Source organism: Alloyangia pacifica, assembly GCF_900116195.1.
Taxonomy (GTDB): Bacteria; Pseudomonadota; Alphaproteobacteria; order Rhodobacterales; family Rhodobacteraceae; genus Salipiger; species Salipiger pacificus.
The window spans coordinates 571,741-584,314 of record NZ_FOZW01000002.1; the positions used below are offsets into that span (position 1 = coordinate 571,741).

The 12,574-nt window shown below is 66.2% G+C and carries 13 protein-coding genes; 10 read left to right on the top strand and 3 right to left on the bottom strand.

Going from position 1 to position 12,574, the window contains the following annotated elements; translation table 11 throughout:
* Window positions 1–98: 98 nt before the first annotated feature.
* Entirely contained in the window at window positions 99–569 is a 471-nt protein-coding gene (locus BM397_RS07165) for a hypothetical protein (protein ID WP_143015331.1), read from the bottom strand.
* Window positions 570–908: 339 nt separating this feature from the next.
* Between BM397_RS07165 and BM397_RS07170 the strand changes: the two genes are divergently transcribed.
* The 8 genes from BM397_RS07170 to BM397_RS07200 all read left to right on the top strand — a co-directional run bounded on the left by BM397_RS07170 (window position 909) and on the right by BM397_RS07200 (window position 7,843).
* The gene (locus BM397_RS07170) at window positions 909–1,688 is read left to right on the top strand and encodes an META domain-containing protein (RefSeq protein ID WP_092420425.1); all 780 of its coding nucleotides are present in this window, start codon (window positions 909–911) and stop codon (window positions 1,686–1,688) included.
* A gap of 188 nt (window positions 1,689–1,876) precedes the next feature.
* Window positions 1,877–3,091: a glutathionylspermidine synthase family protein gene (locus BM397_RS07175; protein WP_092420428.1), complete on the top strand. Its 1,215-nt coding sequence runs from the start codon at window positions 1,877–1,879 to the stop codon at window positions 3,089–3,091.
* A gap of 25 nt (window positions 3,092–3,116) precedes the next feature.
* Complete coding sequence (locus tag BM397_RS07180; protein WP_092420431.1) at window positions 3,117–3,698, top strand: DUF1190 domain-containing protein; 582 nt, start codon at window positions 3,117–3,119, stop codon at window positions 3,696–3,698.
* 278 nt (window positions 3,699–3,976) lie between these two features.
* Window positions 3,977–4,258, top strand: coding sequence for a hypothetical protein (locus BM397_RS28935; protein WP_143015332.1), 282 nt, complete (start codon window positions 3,977–3,979; stop codon window positions 4,256–4,258).
* Between the two features lie 391 nt (window positions 4,259–4,649).
* Window positions 4,650–5,024: a YbaN family protein gene (locus tag BM397_RS07185; protein ID WP_176806499.1), complete on the top strand. Its 375-nt coding sequence runs from the start codon at window positions 4,650–4,652 to the stop codon at window positions 5,022–5,024.
* Between the two features lie 156 nt (window positions 5,025–5,180).
* The gene (locus tag BM397_RS07190; RefSeq protein WP_092420437.1) at window positions 5,181–5,948 is read left to right on the top strand and encodes a TetR/AcrR family transcriptional regulator; all 768 of its coding nucleotides are present in this window, start codon (window positions 5,181–5,183) and stop codon (window positions 5,946–5,948) included.
* Window positions 5,941–7,173, top strand: a complete 1,233-nt coding sequence (locus BM397_RS07195; protein ID WP_092420440.1) for an NAD(P)/FAD-dependent oxidoreductase — start codon at window positions 5,941–5,943, stop codon at window positions 7,171–7,173. Before BM397_RS07190 ends, BM397_RS07195 begins: the two co-directional genes overlap by 8 nt.
* A 52-nt stretch (window positions 7,174–7,225) precedes the next feature.
* The gene (locus tag BM397_RS07200) at window positions 7,226–7,843 is read left to right on the top strand and encodes a YitT family protein (RefSeq protein WP_092420444.1); all 618 of its coding nucleotides are present in this window, start codon (window positions 7,226–7,228) and stop codon (window positions 7,841–7,843) included.
* Window positions 7,844–7,848: 5 nt separating this feature from the next.
* Here BM397_RS07200 and BM397_RS07205 read toward each other — a convergent pair whose 3' ends face one another.
* Window positions 7,849–8,751 carry a formate/nitrite transporter family protein gene (locus BM397_RS07205; protein ID WP_092420447.1) on the bottom strand — a complete coding sequence of 301 codons (903 nt, stop codon included), beginning with the start codon at window positions 8,749–8,751 and terminating at the stop codon, window positions 7,849–7,851.
* Window positions 8,752–9,002: 251 nt separating this feature from the next.
* Here BM397_RS07205 and katG point away from each other — a divergent pair, with 251 nt between their 5' ends.
* A complete protein-coding gene (katG, locus tag BM397_RS07210) occupies window positions 9,003–11,177 on the top strand; it encodes a catalase/peroxidase HPI (RefSeq protein WP_092420450.1) in 2,175 nt (724 codons plus the stop codon).
* Window positions 11,178–11,316: 139 nt separating this feature from the next.
* On the opposite strand, the gene BM397_RS07215 is transcribed toward katG, so the two are convergent.
* Entirely contained in the window at window positions 11,317–12,222 is a 906-nt protein-coding gene (locus BM397_RS07215; RefSeq protein ID WP_092420454.1) for a LysR family transcriptional regulator, read from the bottom strand.
* 107 nt (window positions 12,223–12,329) lie between these two features.
* Here BM397_RS07215 and BM397_RS07220 point away from each other — a divergent pair, with 107 nt between their 5' ends.
* Entirely contained in the window at window positions 12,330–12,569 is a 240-nt protein-coding gene (locus tag BM397_RS07220) for a hypothetical protein (RefSeq protein ID WP_092420457.1), read from the top strand.
* The last annotated feature ends 5 nt before the right edge of the window (window positions 12,570–12,574 follow it).

Here is a 12,574-nt window from a genome sequence, read left to right on the forward strand (position 1 = left end):
GGGCGGGCGGGCGCTTGGGCCCGCCGCGACAGGGGCCTGCCCGGCGAAGCTTCCGGGGGAGACGGCAGCGCGATTTGCGCTGCCGTTTTCCGTTGGTGTCAGCCGGTTCTGACGCGCCGTGCCCAGAGGTGGGTCAGCAGCATCACCACCAGCCAGCCGACGAAGAGCAGCGGCTGCCCGGCGAAGGCCAGCGGCAAGGCTGCGAGGCCATAGAAGATCGGAACCAGGTCCGAGGAGGACCAACCGTCGCGCAGCAAGTCGGGCAGAAGCCCTGCGGCGCTGCCGAAGAGGCCGGCGACCAGCGTGGCGATCACCGCGCCGAGAAAGCCGAGCACAAAGCCGCCAAGCCCGCTGCGGCCGAACATGCCCGCCAGCAACCAGCCGGCCAACGCCCCGCCGATCGCCATGGCGAGCAGGTAGCGCAGCATCAGGCCTTTTGGCAGGTCCGCCCAGGTCAATCCGCCCTGGGCGATCACATCCTCGGCCATGAAGGCAGCGATGAGCAGCACCCCGATCAGGGCCATCATCAGGGTCGTGACGTATTTCGGAGAGCGCCGGTGTCGTGCCATGGCAAAAATCCTCACCTTGTCAAAGTCGGTCTTGGTCAAATGCTGTCGCGGTCAAATCTGCGCCTTGGCCGTCTGGCGAGGCCCGGAAAAAGCGGGCAGGGCGGGTCGGTCTGCAATCGGTGCCGAGCCTAGCACAGCAAATCCGGCACGTCGCCCCCGCTGCGCGCATGCATCGCATTGGCACCCCTTGGCAAATCTGCGCCGACGCCGGAGAGCGTCAGCTTGCCCGCTCCGGATCCTTGGGCCATCATTGCAATGACGGATGATCCCCGCTCGGAGGGTGCCGGGACCCGTCCGGGCCGCGCTCCCGGCGCGACCTCATCCGCAAGGAGTAGCCAGATGCGCAAAGACCACCCGACGTTTCGACGTCTCGCCAGGCCGCTTGGCCTCATCGCCCTGATCGCCAGCCTCGGAGGAGCGCCCGCCATGGCCGAAACGGTGGACATGCCCGTCGTCGTCCGCATCGCCGAGGACGCAAGCCTGCCGCCCGAGGCCATGCTGGAGGTCGAACTGCTCGACGTCTCGCGCGCGGATGCTCCGGCGAAGGTCATCGCGGCGCACCGCTATCGGATCGAGACGCTGCCGGCCATCATCAAGCTGCCTTACGACGACGCCGGCATCGATCCCCGCATGAGCTACGTGGTCTCCGCCAAGGTCCGCGCGGGCGAGACCGTTCTGCTGCGCACCACCACCGCCTATCCCGCGATCACCCGCGACGCGCCGGAGCGCCCCGAGATCACGCTCGAGCAGACCGGCACCATGCCGGTTGCGGACATGCCGAGGATCACCGGCGTCGAATGGGCCGCCTTCGAAATCGGTGGTCGCATGCTGGTGACCGAGGACCCGCCCAGCATGACCTTCGGCGAGGACGGCAAGTTCGCGATGTACGGTGGTTGCAACCGCTTCACCGGACAGGCCGAGATCGGTGACGGGACGCTGACCATTCTGCAGCCGCTGGCCGGCACCCGCCGCGCCTGTCCCGAGCCGCGCATGAACCTCGACAAGGCGATGGTGGCGGCGCTGGAAAAAACCACAGGATTCGTGCGTTACGGCACAAACCTGAGCCTTACCAACGACGCGGGTGTCACCGTCCTGCGGCTGAGAGAGCGGCCCGAGTAGGCCGCCGCAGCACAGCGCCACCGCCCGGGCCAAGTCTCGAGGCTCCGTTGCGTCAATTTCGCCTCGGGGTCTCAAACCGCGGCACGCACTCCCTATATCTGCGGGACCGGCGACTCCGCGCTTTCTTCTCCCGACCGAACCTGTCAGGGAGGCGCGGACCGCCCCGAGGAGGCCGCGAAAAGTCCCGCATGGAAAAGATCACCCTGACCGAGCGCCCCGGCTGGCGCGAGAAGGCCGAGGAGCTCGGCTTCACTTTCGCCGACATGCATGGCGAACCCTACTGGGACGAAAGCTCGGCCTATCGTTTCACCCTGCGTGAGATCGAGGATGACATCGAGGACCCGGCGACCGAGTTGCACGGCATGTGCCGCGCCGCCGCCGCCGAGATCGTGCAGAGCGAGGAGCTGCTGACCCGGCTCGGCATCCCGCAGGCGCATTGGGACCTCGTGTCCGACAGCTGGCAGCGCGGCGATCCCGAGATCTACGGGCGCTTCGATTTTGCCTATGACGGGCAGGGGCCTGCCAAGCTGCTGGAATACAACGCCGATACGCCGACATCTCTTTACGAGAGCGCGTCCTTCCAATGGCTCTGGCTCGAAGACCAGATCGAGGCCGGAGTGCTGCGCGATGGCGACGACCAGTTCAACGGCATCCACGAGGCGCTGGTCGAGCGCTTCCGCGCGCTGTTCGCGCCGGGCACCGACCTGCACTTCGCGGCGGCAGGTGGCAACGCCGAGGATTACGGCACCGTCGAAGCCATGGGCTGGGCCGCGCGCGAGGCAGAGCTCGGTGCGCACTACAGCGATCTCGAGAAGATCGGGATTAGCACCGATGGCCAATTCCTCGACGCCGAGGACCGGGTGATCGGCACGCTGTTCAAGCTCTACCCTTGGGAAGACCTTTTGCGCGACGACTATGCGCAGCACCTGCGCACCGCAGGCTGCCTGATGCTCGAGCCCGCGTGGAAGGCCGTGGTGTCGAACAAGGGGCTGCTGCCTGTGCTCTGGCGCATGTTCGAGGGGCACCCGAACCTGCTGCCTGCCTTCTTCGAGGACGAGGTTTCTGAGGCGCTGGCGGGACGCGGAGCCGTTCCCGAGGCGTTCGCCCGCGCGGCGGATGCCTTCGCTGCCGGGCATGTCAGCAAGCCGATCTTTTCCCGCGAGGGCGCCTCGGTTCGGATCTTCGAAAACGGCAACCTGCTGGAAGCCGCGCCGGATGCAGGCTACGAGGAACATCCGCGCGTGGTGCAGGCCTACCAACCGCTGCCGCTCTTCGACGGGTTCCGCCCGGTGGTCGGTGCCTGGGTGATCGGAGACGCTTGCGCCGGGATTGGCATGCGTGAGGACCGCGCCCGCATCACGCAGGACCTGTCGCGGTTCAAGCCGCACTTCATTCGCGACTGACAGTCGAGACATTTGGGAGAACACGATGCGTAAACGTTCCAGAACCGTCGCACTGGCGATTGTCGGCGCCGCGTCCTTCAGCCTTGCGGGCTGCCGTGAAGAACAGGTCGACGCGCAGGCGTTCCCCGATCTCGAAAGCTGCCGAAGTGCCGCGCTCACGGGGGGCATGTTCTCGGCCCGGGATTGCGACGCGGCCTTCGCCGAGGCCGAGACGCTGCACGTGGAATCCGCGCCGCGCTACGACAGCCTGCAGGTCTGCGAGGAGCAGCACGGCGAAGGCGCCTGCGGCAGCGAGGCCCAGCAGGTGCAGGGCGGCTCGGGCGGCATCTTTATGCCGCTGCTGGCTGGCTACCTGATCGGCAACATGCTCGGCGGTCGTTCGGGTCTCGCGGCGTCTCAACCGCTCTATCGGACGCCCGACGGACGTTTCACCAATGCGACCGGTGCCAGCACCTATTCGAGCAATTCCGGGCGCGCGAAATTGGGTGCGAGCATGTTCTCGAAACCGCCGACCACCGCCGGCAAACCGCCAATGAGCCGGGCGGCAGTGGCCTCGCGCGGGGGATTCGGGCGTACTGGCGCGGCACGGGGCAGCTTTGGCGGCTGAATTTGCGCGAGACCGCCGCTGAACAATTGGATCGCCTTGGTTGGGCGTCGGAATTGGAAGTGAGATTACCGAATAGTTGCCGAATGTTAACGAACTGACTTAAAGTCAAAACTCATTGTTCACGCAATTGTTCGCCATATCGCGAAAAATTCGCTAACCTGAAGATGTTGCCCCTACGTTAACGCGCGGCCCTCGGAAGTTTTTCTTTACTTGGCGTCAGGTTGTGTTAGCGCCAGCGAGCGCAAACTTAGAGCGAACACTTTCAGGAAGGGAGGCGCATGGATCACAAGCCCAAAGAACCCGAAGAAGGCCACGTCATTTCATCGGGTGGCGGTTTCGTGATTGCATGTCTTTCGGGAATTATCGGTGTTCTAGCGGGAGTTGTGCTCTGGAATTCAGGCGCACATCCGGTGATCGCGGTGCTGGTTTACATGGCCATTCCCGCGATCATGATCCTTGCGCTCTACGTCCTGTCCATGCGCAATGCAAAGGCCCAACGCGCAGTTTCCGAGAAGGACGAGGTCGCGATCAAACCGCGCCACGGCAGCGGACAAGTCTGAAACGCTGCTCAGAGATGCGGGCTCGAGTGCAAGGTCCGTAAGCCAGGCTGGGAAGGCGATCCCGAGTGCTCGGAAGAAGCGGTCCACGGCCCAGAGGAGTGATGATCCATTTCTAAGTGGACGCTCCACACACAAATCCTGGCATCCTGTTCGTCGTCGAGGCCATGGAGCGGCAACGCTCGGATTCTCAACTCGCCGACCTATTAAATTAACATAATCATACTTATACGCTCTGCGAGCGGATTGCTCCAGATGCCCCGCAGCCCGTCGTATCGCAGGTTTTGCACGCCAGCATTTCCGCGCTATCTGCTAGGATGAGCCCGACCTTCATTCAGAGGACAAGATGGACCGCCGGCCCACCTCAAGCCCTTCGACGCCCCGTTCCGGAGGCTTGCGCGTCCTGTGGCTGACGCTGGGCGGACTCGCGCTTTTTGCAGGGACGATTGGTATCGTCCTGCCGCTGCTGCCGACCACACCCTTCGTGATCCTCGCGGCCTTCGCGTTCTCGAAGAGCTCGCCAAGGCTTCATGACTATCTCACCCGGCACCCGAGGTTCGGGCCGATGATCGCCGACTGGCGGAGCCACGGTGCGATCGCGCCACGCTACAAGGCTTTGGCCGTAAGCATGATGATCGCCGCCATGGCACTCAGCCTCGTGCTGGCCGTACCGACGCGCGTTCTTCTGATCCAGGCTCTGTGCATGGCCGGAGCTTCTGCCTTTGTGCTGAGCCGGCCCAATGGACCAAGGCGGACGCCCGGAGATTGACCTGGCACGGAGCCGATATTTTCAATTGAACATCGTTCTATTGATGGGCTATTGCGGGACGGACATCCGCAGGACCCAACCGATGACCGCGCTTCGCACCCTAGCCATCCCCCAGACACGCATCCGGCCCCGCCAATTCGCGCGGCCTCTGTCGCGATGAACGACGTACCCGCAACCCGGAGCGGTCGCGCGCCCCGCGGACGGGCTGCGGCGGTCGGCCTGAGCCGCGAGCAGGTTATTTCGGCCGCCATCGCGCAGATCGACGCAAAGGGACTGTCGGCGTTTTCGCTGCGCGAACTGGCACGTGGTCTCGGCGTGTCCCCGGCGGTGATCTACTGGCATGTCGGCGGGTCCAAGGAAGACCTCTTCGCGGCCATTGCCGCGACAATCACCGGCCAGCTCGCGGCCGCGCAGGACCCGCTTGCGCCCTGGACCGACCGGCTGCGGCAGGTGTTTCTTGCGTATCGCGCCTCGGTGCATCGCCATCCCAATGTCTCGCCGCTGCTCGGCGCGCAGATGAAGTCGAACGGCGTTGCCAACCTCGACTGGATCGAGATCGTGCTTGCGGCGCTCTCCGATGGCGGCTTCCAGGGAGATGCGCTGAGGAACGCGTTCAACGCGCTGATCGGCGGGCTCTGCGGTTTCGTGACCGTCGAACTTGCGCCGGCACCGTCCTCGGAGGATGGCGCATGGCAGGACCGTGTCGCGGCACGCATGGCCGAGGTTGATCCCGAAGCCTACCCGCTGACCCATGCCGCGCTGCCGGAGCTGGCCAACCGCATCTTCGTGCTGCGCTGGCAGAACGGCGCACAGGTTCCCTACGACGACAGCTACACGGTGCTGCTCGACCTGCTGATCGACGGGCTGGCCGCGCGTGCCCGATCCTCCGCCACACTCGAAACTCCGGAGCCCCTGCATGGCTGAAATCCTCGTTCTCGGTGCCGGTATGGTCGGCGTGTCCACCGCGCTGGCACTGCAGGCGCGCGGCCATTCCGTGAGCCTTGTCGACCGTGGCGCACCGGGCCGCGAGACATCCTTCGGCAATGCCGGGATCATCCAGGCCGAGGCCGCCGAGCCCTACGGGCTGCCGCGCGATCTGGGCACGCTCTGGTCGATGGTCACCGGCCGCAGCAATGACGTCACCTGGTCGATGCGCGGCGTCACCCAGATGGCCCCGGCGCTCTGGTCCTACTTCCTTCAGTCCGCGCCCCGTCGCCACGCCGAGATCTCCCGCACCTACGCGCAACTGACCGCGCGCGCGACCGCAGACCACGCGCCGCTGATCGAGGCCGCCGGTGCGGACAACCTGATCGCCCGCGAGGGCATGGTGCAGCTCTACCGCAGCGCCGCCGCCTTCGAAGCCGACGTCGCCGATGCCGAACGGCTCGCGCGGGACTACGGCGTGCGCCATCGGGCCGTTTCGGGAGCCGACTACCGGCGCGAGGACCCTGCCCTGCAGCGCGATCCCGCCGGTGTCCTGCACTGGACCGACAGCTGGAGCTGCAGCGCGCCCGGTTGCCTTGTGCATTCCTACGCCAAGCTCTTCGCCAGTCGCGGCGGTCGTCTTCTGGAGGGAGACGCGGCGAGCCTCGCACAATCCGGCGCAGGCTGGCGGGTGACCACGGCGGCCGAACGGGTCACGGCGGAGCATGTGGTCGTCGCGCTCGGCCCGTGGTCGCCGACGCTGCTGCGCCGCCTCGGTTACCGGATTCCGATGATCTACAAGCGCGGCTACCACGGTCACTTCGAGACGAAGCGCCCGCCGCTGCGCCCTATCGTCGACATGGACAATGGCGTGGTCGCCGGGCAGATGCAGGCCGGGCTGCGCATCGCCACGGGCGCGGCGCTTGTCACGCGCAAGGCCCCGGTGGACCTGCGCCAGCTCGACCGGGGCCGCGCGGCGATCTCGGACATGCTGGAGATCGGCGGACGCGTCGACGAGCCGCAATGGTCCGGCACGCGGCCCTGCCTGCCCGACATGCTGCCGCTGGTTGGTGAGGCCCCGCGCCACAAGGGCCTGTGGTTTCATTTCGGTCACGGCCACCAGGGGTTCACCCTCGGTCCGACCACCGGCGCGCTGCTCGCCGCGGCGCTGGACGGCGAGACCTCGGAAATCGCCCGCGCCCTCGCCCCGGCGCATCGCATCTGACCGCCCTGCCCCGATACACGCAAACACGACGCCTCGCTGGAGACCTCGCAAGATGAAGTTCAAAACCCCGATCTCGCTCTACGACGCGCAGGGCATCGCCTTCGGCATCCTCATGGCCAGCCTGAGCGTCGTCTTCCTCAAGGCCGCCGGGCTGATCACCGGCCAGACCGCCGGAGCATCGGTGCTGCTGTCCTACATGCTGCCGCTCGATTTCGGCGCCATCTTCCTGCTGGTCAGCCTGCCGTTTTTCTGGCTGTCGTGGAAACGCCGGGGCCGGAGCTTCACCCTGCGCACCATCGCCGCGGTCGTCGGGATCTCGGTCACCACGCCGCTGTTGCAGAGCTGGGTGTCCTTCGACCACCTGCCGCCGCTGGTTGCCGCGATCCTCGCCGGGGCCAGCGCCGGGGCCGGGCTGATTGCGCTCTTTCGGCACAACGCCTCGGCCGGCGGGCTGGGCGTGCTGGCGCTGATCGTCGAGGAAAAGACCGGCTTCAAGACCGGCTGGTTCCAGATGAGCTTCGACGCGGTGATCTTCCTCGTGTCGTGCTTTGTCCTGCCGCTTGACCTAGTGGCCTATTCCTTCGTTGGTGCAGCCGTGCTGAACGCGGTGATCGCCTGGAACTTCCGTATCCAGCAGGCCGGTGCCTCCGCCGCGGCCGGGGCCGCCTAGGCAGCTTAGGTCTTGCGCGCGTTGCGCCGGCCGTCGTCCAGCTGATCTTCGTCGGCCTGCGCCACTTCGTTCTTCACCTGGCCCCAGGTGACCAGCGTGAAGATCGCCGTGCCGCCGACGACGTTGCCCGCCAGCACCGGCAGGAAGAAGCCAAAGAGCGCGTGGTGTACCGGCATATCGCCATGCCAGACCAGCAGCCCGGCCTCCACCGATCCGGCGATCACATGCGCAAAGCCCGCCGCCGCCAGCAGCCAGGTCATGGCGAGCACGATGAGCAGCGACTCGCCGCGCGCGCCGGGCATGATCCAGACCAGCGCGGCGATCAGCACGCCAGCGGGCATGGCGCGCACGAAGTTGCCCCCGGCCGTGCCCTCGACCGCATGGCGGGCCACGGCCAGCAGGCTCTCGGTCAGCTCCGGCGGCAGCACGCCCGGCAACAGCAGGAACCCCGAGGCGACAATCGCCCCGACGACATTCGCCGCCAGCACGATGGCCCACAGCCGCAGCATCTTGCGCAGACACGTTGCCGAGCGCTGCGCCACCACCGGCATGACGGTTGTGATGGTGTTCTCGGTAAAGAGCTGCATGCGGCCGTAGATCACCACGATGAAACCGAGCGAATACCCGAGGCTTTCTACCAGCACTGCCCAGCCAGCCTCCGGCAGATAGGCCTTGAGCACCGCCTGGGCGATCACCGACAGGCTGATCAGGATCCCCGCCGCGAGCCCGGACCAGATCAACGAGACCGCCGGGCGGTTCAGCTCTTCCTCGCCGTCCCGGCGGACCACCTCGTAGATCAACCGGGCGGACAGCCGCGACGCGCTGTCCACCGAGCGCTCCTCTGCAGGGCGGTGGATCGTCTCGCTGGACGAAAACGGCGGGCGGGTCAGGTCGGTGTGCTGATTCATGGGGAAGGAACCAATTGCCGCCGCAAGGGTTCCGTCCCGACACAGCTTAGCAACTCCGTGGTCCCTAAACACTCCGGGTTCCTTCCCGTGATAGCTTTAGATTATCTCAATTCAAAATAAATCGTATTTCCGTTTATCATCATGGGCCGGTACTTCATCCCTGCGCGGTGTCTGATCACCCCATCCGGCCCGGCCGGACGGCGGGAGGAGATCGCCCGGAGAAACCAACGCAGCGAATGCCGGAGCCAACGATGGACGGAAATGATGTGAAACCCACGGGCGGATGCCCGGTGATGCACGGCGGTCAGACCTCGACCGCCACCTCGGTGACCAGCTGGTGGCCGAACGCGCTCAACCTCGACATCCTGCATCAGCATGACAGCAAGACGAAGCCCTTCGCGCCGGCCTTCGATTACCGCGAAGAGCTGAAGAAGCTGGACGTGGAAGCGCTCAAGGACGACCTGCGTCAGCTGATGAAGGACAGCCAGGAGTGGTGGCCCGCGGATTGGGGCTCTTACGTCGGCATGTTCGCCCGCGTCGCATGGCACGCGGCGGGCTCCTACCGCCTCGCAGATGGCCGCGGTGGCGGTGGCACCGGCAACCAGCGCTTCGCACCGCTGAACAGCTGGCCGGACAACGTCAACACCGACAAGGGCCGCCGCCTGCTGTGGCCGATCAAGAAGAAGTACGGCAACAAGATCTCTTGGGCCGACCTGATGATCCTCTCGGGCACCATCGCCTATGAGGTCGCGGGCCTGAAGACCTTTGGCTTTGCCTTCGGCCGCGAAGACATCTGGCACCCGGAAAAGGATGTCTACTGGGGCGCCGAGAAGGAATGGCTCGCGCCGTCCGACACGCGCTACGGTGACGTCGCCGATCCCGCCTCGCTCGAGAACCCGCTCTCGGCAGTGCAGATGGGCCTGATCTACGTGAACCCCGAGGGCGTGAACGGCCAGCCGGACCCGATGCGCACCGCAGCGATGGTCCGCGAGACCTTTGCCCGCATGGCAATGAACGACGAGGAAACCGCGGCGCTGACCGCCGGTGGCCACACCATCGGAAAGGCCCACGGCAACGGCGATGCGGCGAACCTGTCGGAAGATCCCGAAGCCGCCGACGTGACCGCGCAGGGCATGGGCTGGATGAACACCAAGGGCCGCGGCATCGGTCGTGACACCGTGGTGTCCGGCATCGAGGGTGCCTGGACCAAGAACCCCACCCAGTGGGACATGGGCTGGTTCGAGCTGCTCTTCGGCTACGAGTGGGAGCTCAAGAAGTCGCCGGCCGGCGCATGGCAGTGGATGCCCATCGACATCCGCGAGGAAGACATGCCGGCCGACGTCGAGGATCCTTCGATCAAGTGCATGCCGATCATGACCGATGCGGACATGGCGATGAAGGTTGATCCGATCTACAACGCGATCTGCCAGAAGTTCATGGCCGATCCGGAGTATTTCTCGGACGTCTTCGCCCGTGCCTGGTTCAAGCTGACCCACCGCGACATGGGCCCGAAGGTGCGCTACGTCGGCCCCGACGTGCCCGCCGAGGATCTGATCTGGCAGGATCCGATCCCCGCCGGCACCACCGGCTACGACATCGGCGGCCTCAAGGCCAAGATCGCGGCCTCGGGCCTGAGCGTGTCGGACCTCGTGTCGACCGCATGGGACAGCGCCCGTACCTTCCGCGGCTCCGACATGCGCGGCGGTGCCAACGGTGCACGCATCCGTCTCGCCCCGCAGAAGGACTGGGAGGGCAACGAGCCCGAGCGTCTGGCCCGCGTGCTGAACGTGCTCGAGCCGCTGGCGAACGCTACCGGTGCGAGCCTCGCGGATACCATCGTCCTTGCCGGCAACGTCGGCGTGGAACTGGCGGCCAAGGCGGCCGGTCACGACATCTCGGTGCCCTTCGCACCGGGCCGTGGTGACGCGACCGACGAGATGACCGACGCAGGCAGCTTCGATCCGCTCGAGCCGGTGGCCGACGGCTTCCGCAACTGGAAGAAGAAGGACTACGCGGTCTCCTCCGAAGAGATGCTGCTCGACCGGGCACAGCTGCTCGGCCTCACGGCGAACGAGATGACCGTTTTGCTGGGCGGCATGCGCGCCATGGACACCAACCACGGTGGCAGCAAGCACGGCGTCTTCACGGGCCGCCCTGGCGCGCTGACCACGGACTATTTCGTCAACCTGACGGACATGGCCTACAGCTGGGTTCCGGCGGGCAAGGACCTCTACGAGATCCGCGATCGCAAGACTGGCGAGGTGAAATGGACCGCGACCCGCGTCGACCTGGTGTTCGGCTCGAACTCGATCCTGCGCGCCTATGCAGAGATCTACGCCCAGGACGACGGAACAGAGACCTTCCTGGCCGCCTTCGTGGATGCCTGGACCAAGGTGATGAACGCCGACCGCTTCGACCTGAAGTGATCCGCTTCAAAGCTTGAAGACCGGCCCGCACCTTTCAAAAGGTGCGGGCCTTTTCGCGTCTGCGCGGGCTTTATCTGCTGGACATTGGCACCGCGGCGGCAGAACGGAGCCTCCACCACAGGACCGGTGTCCCCGCCCCTCAGTCCGGATCGCGGAACAGCGCGGCGTAGCGCGGCGCGAAAAACCTGGTGAAGGCTTTCACCTCGGGCCGACGCCAGGCCTCGGGTGAAATCAGCATCAGGTGTTGCGCCGTCATCTCCTCGGGCGGCGCGAAGCAGCGGATCAGCCGCCCCGCGGCTTCGTCGGCCTCGGCCATCCGCAGGTTCAGCACGCCTAGCCCATGCCCCGATAGGATCGCCGCCTCATGCAGACCGATCTCGGTGAACGACAGTACGATTTGCGCGGGCGCAACGCGCGGGCGCAGCCAGTCGTGGTAGACCGAGGGGATGGTCTCGGGCTCGTATGTCACGAAGACATGGCCGCCCATCTCGCCGGGCGAGGACGGCAGACCGTGACGCGCGGCGTAGCTCGGTGCGCCGTAAAGCGTGAAACGGGCGGTGCTGATCTTGCGGCAGATGAGCTCCGGCTCCGGCGTGCTGCGGGTGATCCGCAGCGCGATGTCGGCCTCTCCGCCCAGAAGGTCGAGCGGCTTCACTCCCGGCAGGAACTCGAAGCGCACCTCCGGGTGCTCCGCCGAGAAAGCGCTGAACACCTGCGTCACACGCGGCGAGAAATTGGCCGAGAACGCGGTGATCCGGATCGGCCGGGGCCTGCCTTGCGCCTCGGCGCAGTCGGCCATCGCCTCGGCGGCCGCCTCCATTGCCTCGGCATGCGGGCGCAGCGCCTGCGCTGCGGCGGTGGGCCGGAAGCCGCGGGTGTCGCGATCGAAGAGCACGAGGCCGAGCTCATGTTCCAGCGCCTCTATGCGCCGCGCGACGGTGGGCTGGGCAAGGCCGAGCCGGCGCGAGGCGGCGAGGGTCGAGCCTTCCCGCAGCACCGCGAGGAAGGTCCGAACGTCCGTCCAGCTGCGGAATCGGCTCTTCATTTATGTAGAGCAGCACAACACCGGCGCCGATACCAGCGCGGCGGCCCTGCGCGCTATGCTGAAGTCAGGTCACACCCCTGCAGTCCAGCCCCTGAAAGGACACGGCAATGGCTTTCTCCGCATCCCTCCCCGCCCGCTTCCGCCTGACCCTTCCGCGGCTGTCCCTGTCGCGAGTGTCCCGGCTTTGGCTGTCCTTACGCGCGCCCCGCCGCGAGCCGGCCAGCACGCCCGAGGAGGCTCGCGCGCGCAGGGACTTCATCCGCGAGATGATGGCGCGCAGCCCGGAGGCCTTCTCCGGCGACCTCGACGTGCAGAGCTTCATGCTGCACTTCCCGCACCGATTCTGAGCGCT

What these genes read in the sequence shown, in the direction of transcription:
- BM397_RS07165 (WP_143015331.1), bottom strand. Translation starts at nt 569, where the DNA reads ATGGCACGACACCGGCGCTCTCCGAAATACGTCACGACCCTGATGATG.
- BM397_RS07170 (WP_092420425.1), top strand. Translation starts at nt 909, where the DNA reads ATGCGCAAAGACCACCCGACGTTTCGACGTCTCGCCAGGCCGCTTGGC.
- BM397_RS07175 (WP_092420428.1), top strand. Translation starts at nt 1,877, where the DNA reads ATGGAAAAGATCACCCTGACCGAGCGCCCCGGCTGGCGCGAGAAGGCC.
- BM397_RS07180 (WP_092420431.1), top strand. Translation starts at nt 3,117, where the DNA reads ATGCGTAAACGTTCCAGAACCGTCGCACTGGCGATTGTCGGCGCCGCG.
- BM397_RS28935 (WP_143015332.1), top strand. Translation starts at nt 3,977, where the DNA reads ATGGATCACAAGCCCAAAGAACCCGAAGAAGGCCACGTCATTTCATCG.
- BM397_RS07190 (WP_092420437.1), top strand. Translation starts at nt 5,181, where the DNA reads ATGAACGACGTACCCGCAACCCGGAGCGGTCGCGCGCCCCGCGGACGG.
- BM397_RS07195 (WP_092420440.1), top strand. Translation starts at nt 5,941, where the DNA reads ATGGCTGAAATCCTCGTTCTCGGTGCCGGTATGGTCGGCGTGTCCACC.
- BM397_RS07200 (WP_092420444.1), top strand. Translation starts at nt 7,226, where the DNA reads ATGAAGTTCAAAACCCCGATCTCGCTCTACGACGCGCAGGGCATCGCC.
- BM397_RS07205 (WP_092420447.1), bottom strand. Translation starts at nt 8,751, where the DNA reads ATGAATCAGCACACCGACCTGACCCGCCCGCCGTTTTCGTCCAGCGAG.
- katG (WP_092420450.1), top strand. Translation starts at nt 9,003, where the DNA reads ATGGACGGAAATGATGTGAAACCCACGGGCGGATGCCCGGTGATGCAC.
- BM397_RS07215 (WP_092420454.1), bottom strand. Translation starts at nt 12,222, where the DNA reads ATGAAGAGCCGATTCCGCAGCTGGACGGACGTTCGGACCTTCCTCGCG.
- BM397_RS07220 (WP_092420457.1), top strand. Translation starts at nt 12,330, where the DNA reads ATGGCTTTCTCCGCATCCCTCCCCGCCCGCTTCCGCCTGACCCTTCCG.